The sequence below is a fragment of the Pseudomonas sp. St316 genome, from assembly GCF_018325905.1.
In the GTDB taxonomy this organism is placed as follows: domain Bacteria; phylum Pseudomonadota; class Gammaproteobacteria; order Pseudomonadales; family Pseudomonadaceae; genus Aquipseudomonas.
In genome coordinates, this window is sequence record NZ_AP021901.1 from 2,247,359 (window position 1) to 2,270,764 (window position 23,406).

The window sequence follows — 23,406 nt, forward strand, 5'->3', positions numbered from 1 at the left end:
ATAATAGAGAGCACGATGTCATCCATTCATGAGTTGAAACCTCTGTTCAAGGCACTCGTCATGTCCCGCGGCCTGCGTTCGCGGCGGGTGTTGACCGGGCTGGGGTTGGTCTGCGTACTGCCCCTCAGCGCTCAGGTGATGGCTGAAGACGTCAGCATCAACATTGCTGCGCAACCGCTGCCGCAGGCACTGCAAGCGTTCGGTCAGCAGACCAACCAGCAAGTGATCTACAACGCCGACGAGATGGCCGGTCTGAAAAGCAACCGCGTCAGCGGCAAGATGAGTCCGCAGGCGGCCATCGCCGAATTGCTCAAAGGCACTGGCGTGCGCTACAGCGTCGAGGGCAATACCCTGATGCTGGTGCGCGGTTCTGCCGGTGAAGGCCTCGAACTGGGCGCGACCACCATCAGTGCCCAAGCGCTGGACGCGACCACCGAAGGCAGCAACGCCTACACCAGTAACGCCGTGACCATTGGCAAGGGCACCCACACCCTCAAGGAAATTCCCCAGTCGATCACGGTGATGACGCGCAAGCAGATGGATGACCAGAACCTGGTCAGCCTCAAGGACGCCGTCAACCAGACCACCGGCATCGTCGGCCTGCAGGGCGTCGGCCAAGGCATGATCCTGTCGTCACGCGGTTTCCAGATCGACGATTGGCAATACGATGGTGTGCCGATCCTGCGTAACAACTATTCGCTGGGCAATTGGGCGACCCAGGACCTGATCTTCTTCGACCGCCTGGAAATCATGCGCGGCGCCTCCGGCCTGCTGCAAGGCACTGGCAGCCCCGGTGGTGCCGTCAACCTGGTGCGCAAGCGCGGCCAGAGCGCACCGACCGTGACCCTGACCGGCAAGGCGGGCTCCTGGGATCACTACGGCCTGCAACTGGATGCTGGCGGTCCGCTGAACGAGGCCGGCAACATCCGCGGCCGTATCGTCGCCGATGAAGACCAGAGCAATTCCTTCGTCGACCATGCGTGGAACAAGACCCACTCGCTGTACGGTGCACTGGACATCGACCTGAGTGAAGACACCACCCTGGGCCTGGCAGTCAGCCAATCCAATGGCGAGTCGCGCGGCAATATCCGTGGGCTGCCACGCTACGCTGACGGTTCGATGCCGGACGTGTCGCGTTCGACCTACACGGGCGCGCGCTGGAACCGTTCCGAGATCGATGTCACCACCTACTATGCCGATCTGGAGCATCGCTTCAACGAGGACTGGGCGTTCAAGGTCGGGGGCATATACATGACCGAAGACAACCAGGCGAAAAACCAGCGGACGCAAAATGGCAATGTCGGCCTCAACCCCGATGGTAGCGGTGTGCAATATGCCGACTTCGTGACGGATTTCCAGTCCACGAAGGCCGGTCTGGACATGAACCTGACTGGCAAGTTCGAAGCCCTGTCGATGCAGCAGGAAGTCATGTTGGGTGGCAACTTCTCGCAGTTGGAGACGGATGATAAATTTGCCCGCACCTTCAACAATAGCAGCACCGACACGATCTTTGACCTGAACAACGATCGTCCGGACATCAGCTACGAAGGCCTGATCAACAGCCCTGGCGGGCGGGGCACCCTCAGCAAATACGATATCCGCCAGAAGGGCGTGTACGGCACTTGGCGCGTCAAACCGGTTGACGACCTGACGTTGGTACTGGGTTCCCGAGTCAGTTGGTATGATTTCAGCTACAAGTCGAAAACCGAAACGGCGGCCAATGGAATCACGCCCAACGACCCAAGCATCGCAACTGAAACCGGGGTGGTCACGCCGTACGGCGGTATCATCTATGACCTGAGTCGTGAGTGGGCGGTGTACGCCAGCTACACGGATGTATTCCAGCCCCAGACCGAGGTCGATCCCAGCGGCTCGGTGCTCAAGCCCATCGTCGGTACTAACTACGAAGTCGGCCTCAAGGGTGAGCTGATGGACGGTCGGGTCAATACCTCCCTGGCTGTCTTCCGTTACGACCATGAGAATCGTGCCGTCTCCATCCCCGGTTGTACTGACGTGAACTGCTCCTCTGCCTCGGGGAAAGTGCGCAGCCAGGGGTTCGATGCCGAAATCAGTGGTGAAGTGATAGACAACCTGCAGTTGTTCGCGGGCTACACCTACAACACCACCAAGTACCTGGAGGACCCGGATAATGAAGGTCGTGTCTACAGTACCTGGACGCCGAAACACATGCTGCGCGTGTGGGGCAACTACCAGTTCACCGGGGACTGGAGTCGTGTCAGCACCGGTCTGGGCTTCACCACCCAAAGCCATACGATGGTTTACGACTATGATCGTGAAATCCCGGGTTACACCGTGTGGAATGCTCGTGTCGGCTACCAGTTGACGCCTGAAATCGCCTTGGCGGTCAACGCCAACAACCTGTTCGACAAGACGTACCTAACGTCGGCTTACAACCAGCTCAATGGCAACAACAATTTTGGTGATCCGCGTAACTTGATGTTCAGCGTGAAGTACACCCCGGAGTTCTGATTCTTGCGTGAATGAGATAGATGCTGTCTTGTGCGTAATGTTGTTTGTTTAAGGAAACGGCGCTTTTTCCGGGTAGGGGAAGCGCCGTTTTCTTTTGGGTTGGGTTGGATTGGATTGGGGGTATATCCGTTGCTGCGGTAACGGCCACTTATGGTTCCGCTCTTACAGCGGGTCACTTTCGAAAAGCGCGAAAGTAACCAAAGCGCTTTTGCCCCACCACTCGGTGCCTCGCCTAGGCTCGGCATGCCCGAACGCAGGCATTGCTCCGTGGGCCGCCGCGAAGGGCCATCCATGGCCCAGCGCGGCTACCTCGGCATCCATGCCGAGGTGCCCACTGCGCAACACCTGCGTTCGGCCAGCGTGGTTAACGGGGCGCCGAGATCAACGTCCGCCGCGAGGCGGCCTGACAGCCGGCCTGGCTCTTATGGGTGTACACCCATCGGACCTGTTTGAGCATTAGCTGTGGGAGCAAAGCTTGCTCGCGATGCGGCCTTATAGCCGACATGGCTCTTGCGGGTGTACTCAATCCAATTGTGGGAGTGGGCTTTGTGTCGTTTACAGATGTTGTGAACACTCGCAAAACCCCTGTGGGAGCGAGCTTGCTCGCGATAGCGGTGGTTCAGCTGCATAGATGCTGGACATCTACTGTTCTTGCTTTGCTTTGCTTTGGACTTTGATCTCGACGCCCCGTTAAACCACGCTGGCCGAACGCAGGTATTGCGCAGTGGGCATCCCGGCATGGATGCCGGGATAGCCGCGCTGGACCATGGATGGTCCTTCGCGGCGGGCCCACGGAGCAATGCCTGCGTTCGGGCACACCGAGCCTAGGCGAGGTGCCGAGTGGTGGGGCAGAGCGTTTTTGGTTACTTTTGGCGCTCTTCCAAAAGTGACCCGCCGTAAGGGCGGAACCGCCAGTCGCCGTTACCGCAGCAACGGATATTCACACCGACCCCAAGCGCTTTTCCCCTACTATCGTACTGCCCAAAAAAACCTCAAGCAGCGAATCAAGCACCCCGTCATCAAAGATCATACTGCGATGACGCAACGGCGAGCGCACCGAACATTGCAGCTCCCCGGTCAGGCTATATCCCTTGATCAAGCCCTCGCAGAATGCCAATTCTTCCGGCGTTTTTTCCGCCTGGGTCCACCAGCAACTAGGGCGCACCCGTACCGGTTTGAAGGTGAACCCGTCAAAGGCTTCCAGCAAACGGTCATGTACCGAAAACGCCTGGGCGCTCATGACTTCATCCTTGACGCTTTGCACGATTGACAGCAAGTCGCCTCGCCCCGGCTCAATCTGGCGGGTGGCCCATTCATGGAAGGCCTGGACCGTGCTGGCGGGGTGTTCTTGCCGGTAAGCCGCTGTGCGTTCTGTGAGGGTTGGGAACAGCAAGTCGAAATATTCGATGGCTTCAAGCAGATCCTGGGAGGCCGGATCAGCGGCTTCGTCGCCTGGCAAATGCCGCTGACGCGAAAAGGTGGCCGGGTACAGGTGTTCAGGAATCGTGCTGTCCACCAGACCGAGGAAGCTGACGGTGTGGCCCTGGTTTTCCAGCGTCGCGGCGATGTCCAGCGCAATGGTTCCGCCCAACGACCAGCCCATCAGGTAATACGGGCCTTGGGGCTGGGCCGTGACGATTTCCCGGCTGTAATCGGCAATCATCTCGGCCCAGGCCTCAGGGCTTGCATGGGGTTCGCTGAAGCCTCGGTGCATGACGCCGATGACGCGTGCCCGGTGATTGAGTTTGCGCGCCAAGGGCTGGTAACAGAACACGATGCCACCGCTGGGGTGCAGGCAAAACAACTGTGGCGCACTGGTGGGGGCGGTGTTCAAGGGGACCAGGCATTGGCTTTGCTCCCGATGATTTTGCGCAATGAACAGCGCCAGCTGCGCGACGCTCGGGTTGGCCAGCAACGCTTGCAGGCGCACGCTGATGTTCAGGCGTGCCTTGAGGTTGGCAATCAGCTCGATCGCCAGGATCGAATGCCCGCCCAGTTCAAAGAAGCTGTCGTTGATGCCCACGCGCTCAACCCTGAGGGATTGTTGCCAGAGCTGCGTCAGCGCCTGTTCCAAGGGTGTGCGAGGGGCCACGTAATCGGTATGCCGCAGAGCGGCATCAGGTTCCGGCAAGGCCTTGCGGTCGAGCTTGCCATTGGCATTGAGCGGCCAGTGATCGATGAACAGCAGGTGGCTGGGCACCATGTAGTCCGGCAACTGCGCTTTGAGGGCGGCCAACAGACCTTCGCGTAACTCGGCCGTGGACGCGTGCGCGGCAATCACGTAAGCGACCAGTTGCAAGCCGGCTGGGCCTTCATGGGTCAATACGACGCCATCCTGAACCGCTGGTAGCGTTTGCAAACGTGCCTGGATTTCGCCCAGTTCGATGCGGAAGCCGCGAATCTTGACTTGATGATCCAGGCGCCCGATGTATTCGATGCTGCCGTCGCCGCGGTAGCGGGCCAGGTCGCCGGTGCGATACAGGCGGCCACCCGGCAGTGGATCGAACGGGTCGGGGATAAAGCGGCTGGCGGTCAGGTCGGCGCGCCGGTGGTAACCACGGGCCAGACCGGCCCGGCCGACATACAGCTCACCGATGCAACCCTTGGGCACGGGGTTCAGATGGGTGTCGAGTAAATACCAGGACAGGTCGACGATCGGCTGGCCGATAGGGCTCGCGGCCTCGCTGTGCAAGTCAGCGATCGACAGCGGCCGCCAGGTGACATGGACCGTCGTTTCGGTGATGCCATACATATTGATCAATTGCGGCGACTGGTCGCCGAAGCGTTCGAACCAGGGGCGCAAGCTTTGCACATCAATCGCTTCGCCGCCAAAAATGACCTGGCGCAACCGGTGGCCAAGCGGCTGATCAGGCGCGCAGGCGACCTGCAGCAACGCCTTGAACGCCGAAGGCGTCTGGTTGAGCACCGTGATGTTTTCCTGGCAAAGCAGGGCGTAGAACTCCTGCGGTGAACGGCTCACGGCGTGGGGCACGATGACCAGCCGGCCGCCGTGCAGCAGCGCGCCGAAAATCTCCCACACGGAAAAGTCGAAGGCATAGGAATGGAACAGGCACCAGACGTCCTGGTGATCGAAGCCGAACCAGTGATCACTGGCCTGGAACAATCGGCTGACGTTGTGGTGCGCCAGCAGGGCGCCTTTGGGCTGGCCGGTCGAGCCTGAGGTGTAAATCACATACGCCAGGTTATCCGGGTGCATCGGCACATCCGGGTTGTGCTCGGGATAGTCGCCGTCGACCTCGGCTGGTTCGAGCAGCAGACAGTTGAGGTCGGCGGGCAGCGCCAGGGATTCACGCAGGTGAGCTTGGATCAGGATCTGCGTCACGCCGCTGTCCTCGATCATGTACGCCAGGCGATCAGCCGGGTAGGCCGGGTCCAGCGGCACGTAGGCGCCACCGGCCTTGAGAATCGCCAGCAGGCCGATGATCATCTGCGGCGTACGTTCGGCGGCGATTCCGACCAGCACGTCGGGCCCGACGCCTTGCTCGATCAGCCGATGGGCCAGTCGATTGGCCTGTCGGTTGAGCTCGGCATAGCTCATGTGCTGCCCTGCAAAGGTCAGGGCGATGGCCTCACCGGTCGCGGCGGCATGGGTTTCGATCAACTGGTGCAAGCAGTGTTCACGGGGCAGTTGGGTCGGCTGACGGTTCCAGTCGTGCAGGGTGTGCTGGCGTTCATCAGCACTGAGCAAGTGCAGTTCGCCGAGGGCGCGTTCAGGCGTCTCGATCAGGCCCCGCATCAGGTTTTGCCAGTGGCCGGCCATGCGCTCGATGGTTTCAGTGCGGTAGAGATCACGGCTGTATTCGAACGTCGCCAGTATCTGCTGCTGTGAATAGTCGACATCCAGCGCCAAGTCGAACTTCGCCTGGCTTTCGCCTGTGTCGAGAAACGCCAGGGTCAGTTCGCCTTTGGGCGAGATCGGCTGGGCCGGTGCGCCGGTGCGCCAGTTGAACAAGACCTGGAACAAGCCCTGTGCGCCGGGGCGTTGCAGCTGATCGAGGATCAGTTCCAGCGGGTAGTCGGCGTGTTCCAGGGCGGCGAGGGACTGGGCGCGCAAACAGCGCAGAAAATCCAACGCGCTGTGGGTCGAGTCGATCCGCGCCCGATACACCTGGCTGCTGACGAAGAACCCCACCAGATCCTGGCTTTCATGGCTGTTGCGGTTGGCGTTGGGCACGCCGACGGTGAAATCGTCCTGGTTGCTGTAGCGGCCCAGCAGCAGTTGCCAGGCTCCCAGCGCCACCACGAAAGGCGTAAGTCCCTGGCGTTGGCAGAACGCGTCGAGGGCCTGGGTCTCTGCGGTGGCAAGCGTCACGTGCACGCGTCCGGCCCGGTGTTGCTGGCTCGTGGCGCGGGGGAAATCCAGGGGCAACTCCAACGTGGGCAGGTCGTGGCCCAGGTAGTGACGCCAGTATTCGCCGCTGCGCCGGCATTGCGGGCTTTGCAAATACTCGCCTCGTTGGTGGGTGGCGTAGTCGGCGTATTGCATGGGCAACGGCGGCAGCGGTGACGGATCGCCGAGCAAGGCCTGTGCATAGGCCTGGGTCATGTCCTGCATCAGGATCGTGTTGGACCAGGCATCGGAGACGATGTGATGCATGTTGAGCAACAGCACATGTTCGTCGCTGTCCAGCCTGAGCAGCGTTGCCCGCATCAGCGGCGCGCAGGTGAGATCGAACGGTTGCCGGGCGTGCAGCTCGATGCGTTGTGAGAGTGCCATGGCACGCGCCTGGGGGGCGAGAGCGCCGAGGTCCTCCCGGTGCAGGGTGAGGCAGGCGTTGCGCTCGACCACCTGGACCGGCGCAGCGTCGATGTCATTGAATGCGCTGCGCAGGATGTCGTGTCGGTCGATGACTCGATTGAGCGCCTGTTCCAGGGCATCGGCATTGAGTTCACCCGTCAGGCGCAGCGCGCGTGGCAGGTTGTAGGCCGAACGGGCCGGGTCACGCTGGTGTTCCAGCCACAGGCGTTGCTGGGCGAAGGATAAGGGCGCGCGGTCCAGCCGGCTGCCGGATCGGGTTTGCCCGTCGCGAGCGACATCCTCCAGCAGCAGCGTCAGCAGATCATCATCTAGCAGTTCGTTCATGGTGTTCTCGCGGCAAATAGCATGGCGTCAAGCAGGTTCAGGCAAAGGCTGCGGGGGCTTTTTCACTGATGACCCGACCGGCCTGCATCCGGACCAGTTGATCGGCGATGTCGAAATAGCGGTCGTCGTGGGAAATGACGATGATGGTTTTGCCCAGCGCCTTCAGTTCCGGCAGCAGTTCGGTGTAGAACACGCGACGGAATAGCGGATCCTGGTCGGCGGCCCATTCGTCGAACACCAGCACTGGGCGCTCCTCCAGCCAGGCGTTGAGCAGCGCCAGGCGTTTGCGCTGGCCGGTGGAGAGATCGGTGGTGCTGAAGGCGCCGTCCTGAATGCTGACCTTATGGGCGATTTCCAGGCGCTCCAAATAGCGGTTGGCGTCTTTGGGCACCTGTTGATCGCCCTGGACCAGCTCATCGAACAGGTAGTAGTCGGCAAAAATCGTGGTGAACAACTGGCGATAATCGTCCCGTTGCGCGGCCCCTACCGGCGCGCCGTCCAGGAGAATTTCGCCGCCCTGGGGGAAGTAGAGACCCAGCAACAGTTTGATCAGCGTGGTCTTGCCGCCACCGTTCTCGCCGACGATGAACACAATGTCACCCTGGGCGATGGACAGGTTGACCGGTCCCAAGGCGAAGGGTTGGCTGCCTTCGACCACTGGAAAGGCGTAGTGCACATCACGCAATTCAAGCTGCCGGAGCGTCGGCTTGGAAACGCTCTTGTCGTCTAGCAGCAGGTGCGGCTCCGGTGAGGAAAACTGCGCGTCAAGCTCGGCAATGCGCTTGAAGGCAATGTTTGCCCGGCTGATCACCGGCAAGGTCATCACCAGGTATTCCAGCGGGCCCTTCATGTACAGCAGCACCAGCACGAAACCGCTGAGCACGACCTTGTCCGTGCCCAGCCACAGCGATTGCAGGGCCAGGACCAGGCCAATGACCACAAAAAACAGCATCGAACCGAAGGTCTTGGCCACCACGAAGGTGTTGACCGAACGGATGTTGGTGTCGCAGATGTAATCGGCGGTCGCTTCGATGCGCTGGCTGAACATGCGCTGGCGACGTGGGCGGTGAATGCGCAGTTCCTTGGCCCCGGCGGCAATGGCGCCGTAGTGTTTTTGCAGCGCGTCCTCGGCCTCGCGGGCGGCTTCGAAACCCCTGATACCCCGGGCCCGAGCCAGGTATTGCACGACCGTGCCGATCACCAGCGCCACCAGCAGCAGCAAAAACATCGGCAGTGACAGATAGGCCAGGTAACCCAGGCAACCGAGGGTGACCGTGAAGGCAATGGCCAGCGGGGCGAAAGAAAAGGCAAAGTCGCTGACGGTGTTGACGTCGTGGGTCAACACCGGGATGAGCCGGTGACTGCGATAGCGTTCGATCTGTTCGATGGGCGCCAGCAGGACTTTCTTGCCCAGGGATTTACGCAGCTCGGCGATGATGTTCTGGCCGACATGGTTGGTGCCGATGTCGGAAAGAATCGAAGTCAGCAGCGCCGCCGCGCAAAGCCCGGCGAACGTCGCCAGCACCTGGGGCGTGGGCGTTGTGGCGGCGTTCAGGGCGTCGTTGATGGTTGCCAGCAGGGCGGTAATGCTCAGGCCGCCCAGCATGCCCAAGAGGATGGAACCTACGACAATCAGCCGGAAGGGTTTGAGCAGGCTGAACAGTTCACTGATCACCCCGCGTGTTGGTTGGCTCATGGCGGTTTCCCTGCTTGATGAAAAGGTCGAAGGCCATCGCGGGCGGTCGCCGCATGGGCTGGAGAGCGGCGGCACACCGGGTTGCGACACCTGTAGAACGATTGGAGGGGGAGGGGATTTAGCGAGGAGCCGCCTGACGCACATCATTGTGGCGAGGGAGCTTGCTCCCGCTGGGGTGCGAAGCAGCCCCAAGATTTTGCGGTCGCTGCGCAACCGAGCGGGAGCAAGCTCCCTCGCCACAAAAGCCTGTCTGTGTCCGGCAGGTTGATTTACATATCCCGCGCCACCCGAAAACCGATCCAGTCGCCGCGATCACTCGGCACCAGGGCGTTGCGGTTGCCGGAGCGGGAGAACACCGGTGCTTCGCCCCAGTCGTTGCCGCGGATGCGCTTGAACTCGCACTTGCCGGTCAGCCAGGCGATGCCGTCGCTGGGGGCGCCCACATAGTTTTCGTTGTAGCAGTCGGCGGTCCACTCGTAGACGTTGCCATGCATGTCGTACACGCCGAAGGCATTGGGCGCGAAGCTGCCGGCCGGTGCGGTGAAGTTGTAGCCGTCGGCCGCGCCGTAGGTGTTGGCGTGTTGGGCGATGCTGTACTCCTTGCCCTCGTCGAACGGGAAGGGAAACGGGCCGGTGCTGCCGCCGCGTGCGGCGTACTCGCGCAGGGATTCGCTGACCAGCCGGTATTGCTTACCGGTCTTTTTCGACAGCCACGCCACGTAGGCATTGGCCTCGGCGAAATCCATGCACACCGCCGGGTGGCGGTCGGTGTATTGCTTGCGCGGATCGCTGCCCTGGTAATCCGGGATACCGGCCTTGCAGGCGCGGCCGGGACGCTTGTCGCCGTCGGGCATCGTGTAGCCGGTGTCGCGCAGGTAGGCGAACCATTCACCCTTGAGCACCTGGAAACGACTGATCGCCAGCGGCTTGGCGAACGTCACCGGGTGCATCGGCCCCTCGTCGGGCTCGCGGCCCACTTCGTCGTCCGGGGTGCCCATCTGGAAGGTGCCGGTGGGCAGCACGACCATTTCCGGGCAGTCCTTGCAGTCACGAAAAACCTGGCCTGGTTGCGAGGCCTGGGCGCCGGAGGGCAGCAGGGCGACCAGGGCCAGTGCCGGGAGTAGCTTCAAGGAAAAACTGTTCATCCATCTCTCTCGATAAGGTCAGGTTCAGAGTGTCTTGCTCAGCAAGCCCATGAAGCGGTCGATCTCGGCTTCGGTGTTGAGCAGACCTGGCGCGGTGCGGATTACCGGACCCGCGTCGCGATGCACGGCGTCGGCAATCACGCGGTTCTTCATCAGGTAGCCGGCGATCGCATCGCTGTCGCGGCCCTTGACCCGGAAGAAGGTGAAGCCGGCGGACAGGTCTGGGCTCAGTGGCGTGACCAGTTCGATCTGCGGCAGTGCCACCAGCTGTTTTTTCAAGTAACTGTTGAGGGCATGAATGCGCGCCTGCACCTCGGCCTTGCCCAGTTGCAGGTGCAGCTTGAATGCTTCGTCCGCCGCCCAGCGATGCTCGAAGGCGTGGTAACCGCCGGGCGTCATGGTGGTGGAGAACGTCGTGGCTTCGGAGAAGGTCGGAATGATCGGCGTGACGTACTTGACCTCTTCGCTGCGGCTGCACACCAGGCCGGTGCCTCGCGGGCCGAACATCCATTTGTGCGTGCCGGCGATGAAAAAGTCGCAATTCATCGCCGGGAAGCTCAGGTCTTCAACGCCGAAGCCGTGCACGCCGTCCACCACGTAAAGGATGCGTTGCTCATCGCTGCGGCCTTGGTTGTGCTTGTCAACCAGGGCGCCGATCTTGTCGATGGGCAGCTTCACGCCGCTGCCCGAATGCACCCAGGTCATGCCCAGCACCCGAGTCTCGGGGCGGATGTTGCGCTCGATGGCGGTGAGGATTTCCTCGTGGGTGGCGTTGTGGGCGTTGTCGAACAGCTTGATTTTGCGCACCCGGGTGCCTTCCCGTTGGGTGCGCAGCTCAAGAATGGTGTGGGTGGCGTAATGTTCGTGGGCGGTGCTGAGGATCTCCTGATCGGCCGCCACATGGACGCCGCCGTAGATCATCGCCAGGCCTTCGGTGGTGCTGCCGGTGAGGGCGATCTGCTTCGGGTTCGCTTGCAGGTAGCGGCCAGCCCAGGTGCGCACGTTCTCCTCGCGCTCTTCGGTGACGCCCAGGTCCCAGTCCATCAGCAGCCCCGGGTTTTTATCCAGGGCCGCGCGGTGCTTGTCGATGGCCTCGCGCACCGGGCGCGGGTGGGTGGTGACCAGGAAATTGGAGAAGTGCAGATAGTCCGGGTCCTGGTTGAACAGCGAGCGCAGTTGTGCCCATTTGTTCTTCGGCAGCGGCGGCAGAGGATCGGCGCTGGCCGCGGCGGGCAGGCTGGCGGCGAGGGGCAGGCCGGCGGCGAGGATCCCGGCCTGCTTCAGGAAAGTGCGACGTTCATTCATGGCTGGACGGCCTTCTGGTTCGAGGCCAATGAGGGTTTTGCGGCTTGCTGGACCTGATCCCAGACCCGCAGGAAATTGCCGCCCCACAGCTTGGCAATGTCGGCTTCGGAGTAGCCGCGTGTCAGCAGTTCGGCGGTGACGTTGCGGATGTCGCCGACGTTCTCCCATCCCTTCACTCCACCGCCTTCGTTGAAGTCCGAGCTGATGCCGACGTGGTCGATGCCGATCTTGCGCACCGTGTAGTCGATGGCATCGCCCAGGTCCTTGAGGCTGGCCTTGGGTTCGTCTTCGAGGATGGCGTAGAGCTGGCCGGCGTATTCGCCGAATTTCTGTTCCGGCCAAGCGGCGATGATCGGGTCGCCGGGCATCAGCGCCATCGCCAGGTTGGGCAGTGGCGGCAGGCCGAAGCGTTCGCGCAGGGCGTTGAGTTTGTCCTGGGTCTTTTGCGTCAGTGGGCGCAGGTACTGGGAGAAACCGACGATCTGCACCACGCCGCCGCTGGCCTTGATCAGCTGCAGTTCCTTGTCGCTGAGGTTGCGCGGGATATCCACCATGGCCCGTGGCGCCGAATGAGAGGCCACCAGCGGCGTGCGGCTCAGTTGCGCGACTTGCTCCAGGGCCTGGGACGACATTTGCGACACGTCGATGATCACGCCCAGGTCGTTCAGACGCGTGACCGCCTGCTTGCCGATCTCCGAGAGGCCGCCGAGGGCGTCGGGTGAGTCGTTGAAGAACGGCAGCGGACGGGAGGAGTCGGCCCAGTCGTTGTTGCCAATGTAGCTGAAACCGAACATGCGCATCCCCCGCTCCGTCCACAGGTCCAGCAGGCTCAGGTCATGGCCGAGGGGATAGGCGTTGAGCATGCTGATGAAGATCGCGAACTTGCCTTCGCCATGCAGGCGCCGGAAATCATCCGGGGTGTAGGCGATGGCGACCTGGTTGGGGAAGTCGCGGACCAGGCCGGTGATGATCTTGTAGCGCACTTCCTGCTGGTTGCGCGCCTCTTCGACGAAGCCGGCGGTGGGCTTGTGCGGGGCGTTGAGGCCGTTCCAGATCTCGGGCCAGCCGAACACGGTCAGCGCTGCGCCGGATAGCTGCCCGCGATTGGCTTTCACCAGGTCGAACTGGCCGCTGCCGTCCTTGTCGGCTTCGTTGCCGGCGGTGCCGAAGTCCAGCGGCACGGTGATGTGGCTGTCGAAGGACAGCAGGCGCTCGTGCAGCTCCTTGGCCTCTTTCATCACCTTGACCGGGTAGCCGGGGTTGTCCCGCCACCCATAGTCCCAGGCCGCCAGGCCGCCACCCACGGCCAGCGCCAGGGCCAGGGGCACGCCGATGAAAAGAGCCTTTTTCGAACGTGGTTTTGTCATTGCCGATCTCAGTCAGGTTCGCCTTGGAAGGACAGGCGCGGGGGCCTTTTCTATCTGGGGAGAACGAGTGATCGGTGGGGAAATTTAGGCGTTCTCAAGGCCGCCATCGCGAGCAAGCTTTGCTCCCACAGGTGACCGCATCGCAATTGCGCTGTGGGAGCAAAGCTTGCTCGCGAGGCGGCCTTACAGTTGACCTGTTTCTCCTGAACGTACCCAGATCCCCTGTGGGAGCGAGCTTGCTCGCGATAGCGGCCTTAAAACCCACCCATCTCTTGCGAATGTACTCAGTTCCATTGTGGGAGCGAGCCTGCTCGCGATGAGGCCCCAACAGCCCCTGTAAATTTGTCAGCCCCCCCATCGTTCTAGCTTGGATAAAGCCCGCCCCAGGGCCGAACACAGGTAAGGCAATGACGATTTCTCGACGATGGTTCATGGCAGGCCTGGCGCTGACCGGTGCCGCCGTGCCTGCGGTGTATTACGGGCATCGCGAACTGACCCGGCCGGACCCGACCATCACTCCCGGCGAGGCCTCGTTCGACGTGGCCGACGTAGCGGGCCAGCGTCGGGCCGATACATTGCGGGGCATCTGGACGATCCGTTTCACCGGCCGCGACGCTGGCCTCGACGGCTTGCCCCGGGACGATCTGCAACTATTCCTCGATATCGGCCAAAGGGGTCGTGGTCTGGTGGGCTACCTCGATACCGCCGAGCGCTTGCGCGGCACCGATGAGCCGCGTTATCGGGTGTTGGGCGACCTGGCCGGAACCGACCCGAAGCAACTGAGCTGGCGGCTGATGAGTGCTCGACAGGGCGCGCCGGACTACGAATTCACCATGACCCTGGACGAAGTCTGGGCCGGTTTCGGCAATGCCGGCAGCGCCACCCTCAGTGGTCGTGTGTGGCGCCTGGACCGACTCTTGGCGCTGCCTGAACAGGACAATCATTTCATCGCCCTCAAACAGCGTTTCCCCGAGGCCCGGGAGCGCACGCCGTTGAGCCCGGCACTGCTGGCCTGGCTGGTGTCACCCGAGCATCGGCTGTTCCACCAGCTCTGGCACGCCACCCGGGACAAATGGCACACCCTGGACGAGGACAAGCGCAACGCACTGCGCGGTATCGGCTGGCAGCCCGGTCCCAGGGACCAGGAACGTGACGCCCGTGGCCCGCGCAAGGATCGCAACGGTTCAGGCATCGACTTCTTTTTCATGCACCGGCACATGCTCGGCACGGCGCGTTCGATCCAGCCGCTGCCGTCGTGGTCGCGCTTCCCGCTGCCGCAACCGGAACTGGAGCGTGATCACCAGGGGTTCGCCCGCTATTTCGATAACCACGACGGCACCGCCTTGCCGCCTACTTGGTTGGCCGACGGCGACGAGCAATACGCCCGGTGGGTCAGCGACATCAAGACCGCCGAGACCTACCACAGCAATTTCCAGGTCTGGGAATCGCGCTACCGCGACCCGCGCTACCTGGCGAAATTGACCCTCGGCCAGTTTGGTTCGGAAGTGGAACTGGGCCTGCACGACTGGCTGCACATGCGCTGGGCCTCGGTGCCGCGCGACCCATCCAACGGCCATCCAGTGCCGTTCGCCCGCGACCCGGACGACTTCGCCGCGCGCTGGTACGCACCGGAAAACGACTTCCTCGGCGATCCGTTTTCCTCCCATGTGAGCCCGGTGTTCTGGGCCTTCCACGGTTGGATCGACGACCGTCTCGAAGATTGGTTTCGTGCCCACGAACGCTTCCACCCGGGCGAGGTGAGTCGGCTTGAAGTCAACGGCGTGCCCTGGTTCGCCCCGGGCCGCTGGGTGGAAATCGCCGACCCTTGGCTGGGCCCGGACACCCACGGTTGCAGCACCACGCCTGGGTTGCAGGTTGGACGCTCGGTGGAAATGGACCCGGAAACCATGAAACTGGCGCTGCGCATCACCTTTGGCAGCGATGACAAAAAGCTTTCCGAGCTGTTTCGCCGCGTGCCGCAACGACCGTGGTATGCACGGAACCTCAAATCCAAGCCGGTGTGAACGCTGGCTTGGACTGGCCGAACCAGGGTTGTGAATGACTGCTTTTGTGGCGAGGGAGCTTGCTCCCGCTGGGCTGCGAAGCGGCCCCAAAACCAGCCTCCTCAAACTGTCTGACCCACCGAGGTGCCGGCCATAGGGGCTGCTGCGCAGCCCAGCGGGAGCAAGCTCCCTCGCCACGGGTGTCGCTTGGCTTGAGGTTTGTTGTGGAGTTTTCATCGCTACGCAGCGATGCCTAGGGCGGGGCTCGTGCTGGTCCCCCAGGAAAAATTACCATGCTAGTCAGCAGGCATCCCCACATCGCAGAGCATCAATAAAACTGAGGCCGACACCATTGTGGCGAGGGAGCAAGCTCCCTCGCCACAATGGTGTCGCTTGACTCTGAGGGAGTGTCAGCGCGGCGCGGCGATGTCCAGGGCGCGGTTTGCCAGTAGCTCACTCAGCTCGACCATCTGCTGGATCCCCAGGGCAAAACTCCGCCGAGCGCCTTCCAGATCAAATGCCAGTTCGTTGGCCATGACGTTGACCGAGGCAAGGGTTTCGCTGAGGTTGGCCAGCAGGCACTCCATGTCCGCGCCTTCTACAACGGTGAACAATTGGCCCGGCGGTGGATTGGGTTTTTCAGGTTTGGGATCGAGGTAAAAGGCAAGGGCGCGGTCGGCGGCTTCGTCGAGTTTTTTGGAATCGTCTTCGGGGGATTGGGGGTGATCTTGAACATGGTGTAACTCCTAGTATTCATTTTCAGGAGCCGACACCATCGCTACCAAACGATTGGGTGGCGGCCGTACGCGGGTTGGTAGACCGGAGCACTAGGAACCCGGCGCGCCCGAAGACGCCCTGCGCACGGCCACCATGACACAGGTGCGAGAGAGCATCTGTAGAAGGTGGCGCTTGCGCCTAGTTGACTCGCGGGCTACCAAACCCGATCGCTGGAATCAGCGACCTGGGAACAGTAAAAGCCACGAGCCAAGCGCACAAGCCGGCGGATTCTGGCGCAGTTGTAGGTAACGGCGCAAGGCAACGTAGCCTCGCTCGAGAGTCCTACATGGCCGGATAAACAGAACCAAAGCCGAACACAGAATGTGTGGCTAGGAGATTGATCTGTGGGAGCAAGGCTTGCCCGCGATGCAGACACCTCGGTCTTCCTGAAACCGTGTCGCCTGCATCGCGGGCAAGCCTTGCTCCCACAGGAGATAACCCTAGCCACACTGTATTACTTGGCTGAGGGCGCTGGCATGGCCTACATCACCCGCCAACCCCCACCCAACGCCCTGTACAACGCCACGCTCGCCTGCACCCGCGCCAATCTCAGTTGCACGTTCATATCCTGGGCGGCATACAGCGTGCGTTGGGTTTCCAGCACCGTGAGCAAATCTTCGGCGCCGGCCTGGTAGCGGCGTTGGGCGATGTCGAAGGCGGTCTGGGCCTGGTGCAGTTCTTCGCTTTGCCACTGCTGTTGCTGATCCAGGCCGTGGATGCCGTTCAGGGCTTTTTCGACGTCGGCGAAGCCGTTGATGATGGCGGTGCGATAGAGCGCCAGCAGTTCCTCCTGGCGGGCGGTGACCCTGTCTCGTTCGGCCTTCAGGCGGCCGTTGTTGAAGATCGGTGCGGCGAGGCCGGCGCTGAGGTTGTAGACGTTGTTGCGCAGCAACTGGTCGGCGATGTCGGCGCCAGTGCCCAGGCTCAAGCCCAGGGTCAGGGTGGGCAGCATGGCGGCGCGGGCCACGGTGATGTCGGCCTGGGCGGCGGCGAGGCGGGCTTCGGCGGCGGCGATGTCTGGGCGACGGCGCAGCAGGTCGCTGGGGACTCCGGCGTCGATGGACGGCCAGTGCAAACGGTCGAAATTTTCAGCATCTAGCCTCACCGATTGCACCGGTTGCCCCAGCAGCGCCGCCAGGGTGATCAAGGCGTCCCGGGCTTGTTGCTGCACCTGGGGCACGCGGCGTTGCTGGGCTGCCACCAGGCTTTTTTGCTGGGACAGTTCCAGGGCCGTGGCGCTGCCGGCGTCGTAACGGGTCTGCACCAGGTCGAGCACCCGTTGGGCGTTGTCCAGGTTGTGTTCGGCGATGCGCTGTTGCTCGCGCAGGGACAAGGCCTGGGTGTAGCTGTTGGCAACGCCGCTGAGCAGGGTCAATTCCACGGTCGCGCGGTCGAACTGGCTGGCCGACAGCGTCTTCAGCGCACTGTCCCGGGCCGCCCGTTTGCCACCCCAGAAATCCAGCTCATACGTGGCGCTGAGGTTGGCGTCGTAGTAGTCGATGGTGCGGTTGTCCCGGTCGACGTCCAGCTGGCTGTAGCCCTTGCCACGCAGCAACTCCTGGCGATTGCCGTTGAGCCCGGCCCTGATTTCCGGCAGCAGTGGCGCACCGGCAATGACGGCACTGGCCTGGGCCTGGCGCACCCGGGCCATGGCGGCGGCGAGGTCGTGGCTGTCCAGGCGCGCTTGCTCGATCAAACGGTTCAATTGTGGGCTGCCGAAGTGCGTCCACCATTGCTGGTTATCCGCTCGGGTGCCAGGTGTGTCGAGGCTTTGCCAGGCCGGTGGCGGTTGGAGGCCGCTGTCTGGTGCCGACAACGGGGTACCGCAGGCCGCCAGTAAAAGACCGGCGGCCAAGAGGGTCAGGTGCGCTTTCATAGGTTGGAATTCATTCACTGGTAAGGGCCGCGACCGGGTCGAGGCGGGCCGCCTTGCGGGCTGGCATGAAACCGAAGACCACGCCCGTGACCAGGGCGCAACCAAAGGCACCGAACACCGCCAGCCATTCGAACGCCACGGCGATCTTGCCCAGCAACAAGGCACCGCCCACCAGCAGGGCCAGGCCGATGCCAGCGAGCCCGCCGACCACCGAGAGCATCACTGCTTCGGTGAGAAATTGGCGCAGGATGTCGCGCTGCCGGGCGCCGGTGGCCATGCGGATACCGATCTCGCGGGTGCGTTCGCGCACGGTCATGAGCATGATGTTCATCACCCCGATGCCGCCCACCAACAACGAAATCGCCGCGATGGCGCCGAGCATCAGCGACAGCGTGCCCTGGGTGCGCGCCTCGGCCTGGATCATCGCGGCGTTGTTGGTCAGTTCGAAATCCTGCTTGCCGTTGTGCAGGCGCAACAGCGTTCGGGAGACGGCTTGCTCGGCTTGCTTGACCTTGCCCGCGTCCTTGGCGGCGATCACTACGTACTCGGGATGACGGCTGCCGAACAGCCGTACGCTGGCGGCGGAGTAGGGCACCGCGACACGGTTGTCGGCGTCGGAGTCCCCGGAGCTGGCGCCTTTCTCGGCCAATACGCCGACCACTTGGAACGGCACGTTCTCGATCAGGATGTAGCGACCGATGGGATCGGCGACATCCTTGAACAGTTTCTGCCGGACCTTGTGACCGATCACTGCGACTGCCGCCGCGCTACGCTCATCGGCCTCGCTGAAGTAATGGCCCTGGACCACTGGCCAATTGAAAATGAGCGGGAAGTTCGTATCGTTGCCGCCCACGTAGCTGGTGTGGTCGAGGTTGCCGAAGCGCACGCTGGCTTCGGCGCCGTTGACCGGCATGATCCGCTGCACCTCGGGCAGGGCGGCGAGGGCGGCCAGGTCTTGTTCGCTGATGATGCCTTTGGTGGCGCGCGGGTTGGGCGCGGTGCCGTTGAGGTAGATGATGTTCGAGCCGAAGGCGCCCATCTGGGCCATGACCTGGCGCTTGCTGCCTTCGCCCACGGCCAGCATCACCACCACCGAGGCCACGCCGATGATGATGCCGAGCAAGGTCAGGGCGGTGCGGAAACGGTTGATCCACATCACCCGCCACGCCGCCTGCACCGCGTCGAGCAACTCGCCTTTCCAGGCGCCGGTGTGTTCGCTGCCGGCACTCAGGCGCTGGCGCAGGTCGACGGCCTGCAGGGCCTTTGGGTTGGCTGGCACGTCGCTCGGCAAAGCGCTGGTGCTGTCGCTGATGATCAGTCCGTCGCGGATCTCGATGATGCGCTTTGCCCGGGCCGCCACTTCGCGGTCGTGGGTGATCAGGATCACCACATGGCCCTGGCTCGCCAGTTCGTCGAGCAAGGCCATGACCTCGATGCCGCTCTGGCTGTCGAGGGCGCCGGTGGGTTCGTCGGCGAGGATGATGTGACCGCCGTTCATCAAGGCCCGGGCAATCGACACCCGCTGCTGCTGGCCGCCGGACAGTTGATGGGGACGGTTGCCGGTGCGGCTGGCCAGGCCCAGGCGTTCGAGCAGGGCGCTTGCTCGGGCGTGGCGCTCGGCGGCCGAGGTCCCGGCGTAGATGGCCGGCATCTCGACGTTTTCCTGGGCGGTGCCGGAGGGGATCAGGTGATAGCCCTGGAACACGAAGCCGAACGCTTCGCGCCGCAGCCAGGCTAATTCATCGCTGCCCAGATGGGCGACGTCTTCGCCGGCAAAACGGTACTCGCCGTGGGTGGGGCGGTCGAGGCAACCGAGGATGTTCATCAAGGTCGATTTGCCGGAACCGGACGCGCCGACAATCGCCAGGAATTCCCCCGCGTGAATGGACAAGTCGATGCCGCGCAGCACTTCCACCCGAGGGCTGTCGCCACCGCCGTAGGCCTTGCGAATGTCCCGCAGTTCGATCAGGGGTGTGCTCATTCAGCCTCCGCTGCCGGTAGCCGGGCCGATCAGCACCCGATCGCCTTCGCTCAGGCCGTCGACAATCTCGGTACGCAGCCGATCGCTGACGCCAGTGCGAACGGTGCGTGGCTGGACATCGCCATTGTCGGCCAATACCCGCACCTGGCCGGCGTCCTGCAAGGCGGCGCTGGGCACGGTCAGCACGTCCTTGGCTTGGGCGGCGACGAAAAACACCTGGGCAGTCATGTCGGTCATCAGCGCGCGGTCGGCGTTGTCGACGTCGAGCAGCACGGTGTAGAGCACCACCCGTTCGCTGCCGCTGCGCCCACCGCTGGGGCTGCCACCCTGGCTGGCTTCCAGCGGACGTGGCGGCACCGGGAGGATCTGGCGAACGGTGCTGCTCCAGCGTCGGCTGCCGCCGGCCAGGGTCGTGAAGTAGGCGGTCATGCCCGGTTTGACGTGGCCGATGTCGGCTTCCGAGACTTCGGCCCAGACGGTCATCGGCGACAGGCGGGCGATGCGCAGGATCAACGGGGTTTGCTGCTGGGCGTTGAGAGTCTGGCCTTCCCGGGCGCCGACGGCGACCACGGTGCCGCTCATTGGCGCATAGATGCGCGTGTAGCCCAACTCGGCCTCGTCGCTGCGCAGGCTGGCCTGGGCCTGGCGGATCTGGGCCTGGAACATGTCGATGCGCGCCTGGGTCGCCCGCACTTCGGCCTGGGCAGTCTGCACGTCTTCCTCGCGGGTGGCGCCGCCGGCCTTGAGTTGCTGTTGGCGGCGGGATTTCTGCTGCGCCAGGTCGTGCTGGGCACGCTGTTCCTGGAGCTGGGCCTTGAGGTTCTCGATTGAAAAACGCCCGGCGTCGAGCCGGGCTTTTTGTGTGGACGGGTCGATTTCGACCAGCAGCTGGCCTTCGCGCACCTCGTCGCCGGCTTCCACATGAATCTTCTGGATCTGCCCGGACGCCTGGGCACCCACGTCGACATAACGCCGCGGTTGCAGGGTGCCCAGGGCGGTGACGCTGTTTTCGATATCGCCACGGGTGACGGGCGCGGTGACCAGGGGCGCGTGGCTTGGCGCGACCGCTTGCCAGGCGGCGAAAGCCACGGCCGGAAGCAGGGCGAAGGTGAGAAGCCAGGCGCGTCGGGTAGGGCGGGGACGTTTCATGCAGGGTTCCGGCCGGAGGTGTCGGGCCCGTTCCATGATGGGCAGGGACGGGAGGCTGTTCTGGTAAACGAGCGTTCCGGGCGGGAATTTACTGTGTGAAACACTTGGTAGCAGGTTGAAAAGATCAGTTGAAGCGTCACAACCTCCTGTGGCGAGGGAGCTTGCTCCCGCTGGGGCGCGAAGCGACCCTAAAACCTGCATCCCGGTTATGTCAGATTCAATAATGTCGCCGGCCTTGGGCCTGCTGAGCAGGCCAGCGGGAGCAAGCTCCCTCGCCACAAAAGCGGCCCTGGCGCCTCATTGATCTGAATGAATCAGCCCGGATACAAACCAAAGCTTTAAATCTATATGAGAATTACTATAAATTACGCGATTGAATCTGCCACCATCGTGCCATTGCCTGTTCCAGGCATGCAGAGTGGGCACAGGGATAGCGGTCGCAACCATTGCGCACGGGAGTCATGTTGGAAAACTACTATCGCGAGCTGGTGTGTTTCCTGAACGCCAGGCTAGGCAACCGCCAGGCGGCCGAGGATGTGGTGCATGACGCCTATGTGCGGGTGCTGGAGCGCGCCAGCGACACCCCCATCGAGCAGCCCCGCGCGTTCCTCTATCGCACGGCATTGAACCTGGTGATCGACAGGCATCGGCGCAACACCCTGCGCCAGGTCGAATCCCTGGAGGTGCTGGACAGCGAAGAGCGTTTCTTCACGCCGTCGCCCCATTCCAGCCTCGACCACGGCCAGCGCCTGGACATGCTCCAGCGTGCCCTGGCCGAGCTGCCGCCGCTGTGCCGCGAGAGCTTCCTGCTGCGCAAGCTCGAAGGTCTGTCCCACCCGCAAATCGCCGAGCGCCTGGGCATTTCCCGGGCACTGGTGGAAAAACACATCGTCAATGCCATGAAGCACTGCCGCGTTCGTGTGCGGCAGTGGGACGCGCATTAATCTGCCCACGCCGGTCGCCTCGCGGTAAATTTTTTTTCATTGTCCTCGTTCCTCTCAACAGACGACTTGTCGGCGCCCGAACGCCGGTCAGGTTCCCCAGGCTTTTCGTGCCCTGTTGAGGGGCTTTTCCAGAGGACACTGGACATGACTCAGGCAATTGCATCGCCCATCGTTCATGATTTGATCGGCATTGGCTTCGGCCCTTCGAACCTGGCGTTGGCCATCGCGCTGCGGGAGCGGGGGCCGGTCCAGGGTGAACTGGACGTGCTGTTCCTCGACAAGCAGGCCGACTACCGCTGGCACGGCAACACCCTGGTGACCCAGAGCGAGTTGCAGATTTCCTTCCTCAAGGACCTGGTGACCCTGCGCAACCCCACCAGCCCTTATTCATTCGTCAACTACCTCAAGCACCATGGCCGCCTGGTGGACTTCATCAACCTCGGCACCTTCTACCCGTGCCGCATGGAGTTCAATGACTACCTGCGTTGGGTGGCCGGGCACTTCCCCCAACAGAGCCGCTATGGCGAAGAAGTGCTGCGCATCGAGCCGGTGCTGCACAACCAGCAGGTCGAGGCGCTGCGGGTAATTTCCCGCACAGCCCAGGGCGAAGAGTTCGTACGCACCACCCGTTCGCTGGTGGTCAGTGCCGGCGGTACGCCGCGCATTCCCGACGTGTTCAAGGCTTTCAAGGATGATGGGCGGGTGTTCCACCATTCCCAGTACCTGGAGCGCATGGCGGGCCAGCCGTGCGTGAGCGGCCAGCCGATGAACATCGCCATCATCGGTGGCGGGCAGAGCGCGGCAGAGGCCTTCATCGACCTCAACGACAGCTTCCCTTCGGTGCAGGTCGACATGATCCTGCGCGGCTCGGCCCTCAAACCGGCGGACGACAGCCCGTTCGTCAACGAAGTGTTCTCGCCGGAGTTCACCGACCTGGTGTTCCAGCAACCCCACAGCGAGCGCGAGCGCCTGGTCAACGAGTACCACAACACCAACTATTCGGTGGTGGACATCGACCTGATCGAGCGCATCTACGGGATTTTCTATCGCCAGAAAGTCTCCGGCATCGCCCGCCATGCGTTCCGCACCCTCACCACGGTGGAGAAAGCCACGGCCACCGACGCCGGCGTGGAACTGGCGGTGCGCAACAACGCCACCGGTGAGCTGACGGTGCGTTGCTATGACGCCGTGGTGCTGGCCACCGGTTACGAGCGGCAGATGCACCGCACGCTGTTGGAGCCACTGACCCAGTACCTGGGGGATTTCGAGGTGGATCGCAACTACAAGCTGATCACCGACGAGCGCTGCAAGGCGGCGATCTACATGCAGGGCTTCTGCCAGGCCAGCCATGGCCTGAGCGACACCTTGCTGTCGATCCTGCCGGTGCGCGCCGATGAAATCGCCGGCTCGTTGTATGAGCATGGCAAGCATCGTGGGCAAGCGCGCGCAGTGCCCGATCTGCACCTGGCGACGGCATAGACAGCCGCTGTGTTCATCGCACCACCCTGTGGGAGCGGGCTTGCCCGCGATAGCGTCAGTTCAGCCAACCTCTATGTTGGATGACGCACC

Annotated in this window: 12 protein-coding genes and 1 pseudogene; 4 read left to right on the plus strand and 9 right to left on the minus strand. The window is 62.8% G+C overall.

All coding sequences use genetic code 11. The features are described from left to right. The first annotated feature begins 15 nt into the window (after positions 1–15). Positions 16–2,490: a TonB-dependent siderophore receptor gene (locus KI237_RS10160; protein ID WP_212799702.1), complete on the plus strand. Its 2,475-nt coding sequence runs from the start codon at positions 16–18 to the stop codon at positions 2,488–2,490. 940 nt (positions 2,491–3,430) lie between these two features. Here KI237_RS10160 and KI237_RS10165 read toward each other — a convergent pair. From KI237_RS10165 to pvdM, 5 genes are all read right to left on the minus strand, one after another. Next, positions 3,431–7,594 carry a non-ribosomal peptide synthetase gene (locus KI237_RS10165; RefSeq protein ID WP_212799703.1) on the minus strand — a complete coding sequence of 1,388 codons (4,164 nt, stop codon included), beginning with the start codon at positions 7,592–7,594 and terminating at the stop codon, positions 3,431–3,433. Positions 7,595–7,631: 37 nt separating this feature from the next. Beyond that, positions 7,632–9,290 carry a cyclic peptide export ABC transporter gene (locus KI237_RS10170; RefSeq protein WP_212799704.1) on the minus strand — a complete coding sequence of 553 codons (1,659 nt, stop codon included), beginning with the start codon at positions 9,288–9,290 and terminating at the stop codon, positions 7,632–7,634. Between the two features lie 269 nt (positions 9,291–9,559). Next, positions 9,560–10,435: a dihydropyoverdine dehydrogenase gene (gene pvdO / locus KI237_RS10175; RefSeq protein ID WP_212799705.1), complete on the minus strand. Its 876-nt coding sequence runs from the start codon at positions 10,433–10,435 to the stop codon at positions 9,560–9,562. 24 nt (positions 10,436–10,459) lie between these two features. Further along, positions 10,460–11,740 (minus strand): pyoverdine-tailoring periplasmic protein PvdN, encoded by a 1,281-nt coding sequence (gene pvdN, locus KI237_RS10180; RefSeq protein ID WP_212799706.1) that lies wholly within the window; start codon positions 11,738–11,740, stop codon positions 10,460–10,462. Beyond that, positions 11,737–13,107, minus strand: a complete 1,371-nt coding sequence (gene pvdM, locus KI237_RS10185) for a pyoverdine-tailoring dipeptidase-like protein PvdM (RefSeq protein WP_212799707.1) — start codon at positions 13,105–13,107, stop codon at positions 11,737–11,739. Before pvdM ends, pvdN begins: the two co-directional genes overlap by 4 nt. A 407-nt stretch (positions 13,108–13,514) precedes the next feature. Here pvdM and pvdP point away from each other — a divergent pair, with 407 nt between their 5' ends. Further along, positions 13,515–15,131, plus strand: coding sequence for a pyoverdine maturation tyrosinase PvdP (gene pvdP / locus KI237_RS10190; RefSeq protein ID WP_212799708.1), 1,617 nt, complete (start codon positions 13,515–13,517; stop codon positions 15,129–15,131). 389 nt (positions 15,132–15,520) lie between these two features. Here pvdP and KI237_RS10195 read toward each other — a convergent pair. The 4 genes and pseudogenes from KI237_RS10195 to KI237_RS10210 all read right to left on the minus strand — a co-directional run bounded on the left by KI237_RS10195 (position 15,521) and on the right by KI237_RS10210 (position 20,893). After that, positions 15,521–15,846 (minus strand): annotated as a pseudogene (locus tag KI237_RS10195) (DUF6124 family protein). A 522-nt stretch (positions 15,847–16,368) separates the two neighbouring features. After that, positions 16,369–17,763: an efflux transporter outer membrane subunit gene (locus KI237_RS10200; protein WP_212799709.1), complete on the minus strand. Its 1,395-nt coding sequence runs from the start codon at positions 17,761–17,763 to the stop codon at positions 16,369–16,371. Between the two features lie 10 nt (positions 17,764–17,773). Then, a complete protein-coding gene (locus KI237_RS10205) occupies positions 17,774–19,744 on the minus strand; it encodes a MacB family efflux pump subunit (RefSeq protein WP_212799710.1) in 1,971 nt (656 codons plus the stop codon). Further along, positions 19,745–20,893, minus strand: coding sequence for an efflux RND transporter periplasmic adaptor subunit (locus tag KI237_RS10210; RefSeq protein ID WP_212799711.1), 1,149 nt, complete (start codon positions 20,891–20,893; stop codon positions 19,745–19,747). Between the two features lie 461 nt (positions 20,894–21,354). Here KI237_RS10210 and KI237_RS10215 point away from each other — a divergent pair, with 461 nt between their 5' ends. Together KI237_RS10215 and KI237_RS10220 are read left to right on the plus strand one after the other, a co-directional pair. Beyond that, positions 21,355–21,837 carry a sigma-70 family RNA polymerase sigma factor gene (locus tag KI237_RS10215; protein WP_283246302.1) on the plus strand — a complete coding sequence of 161 codons (483 nt, stop codon included), beginning with the start codon at positions 21,355–21,357 and terminating at the stop codon, positions 21,835–21,837. A 144-nt stretch (positions 21,838–21,981) separates the two neighbouring features. Next, on the plus strand, positions 21,982–23,316 hold the full coding sequence (locus KI237_RS10220) for a lysine N(6)-hydroxylase/L-ornithine N(5)-oxygenase family protein (RefSeq protein ID WP_212799713.1): 1,335 nt from the start codon (positions 21,982–21,984) through the stop codon (positions 23,314–23,316). The last annotated feature ends 90 nt before the right edge of the window (positions 23,317–23,406 follow it).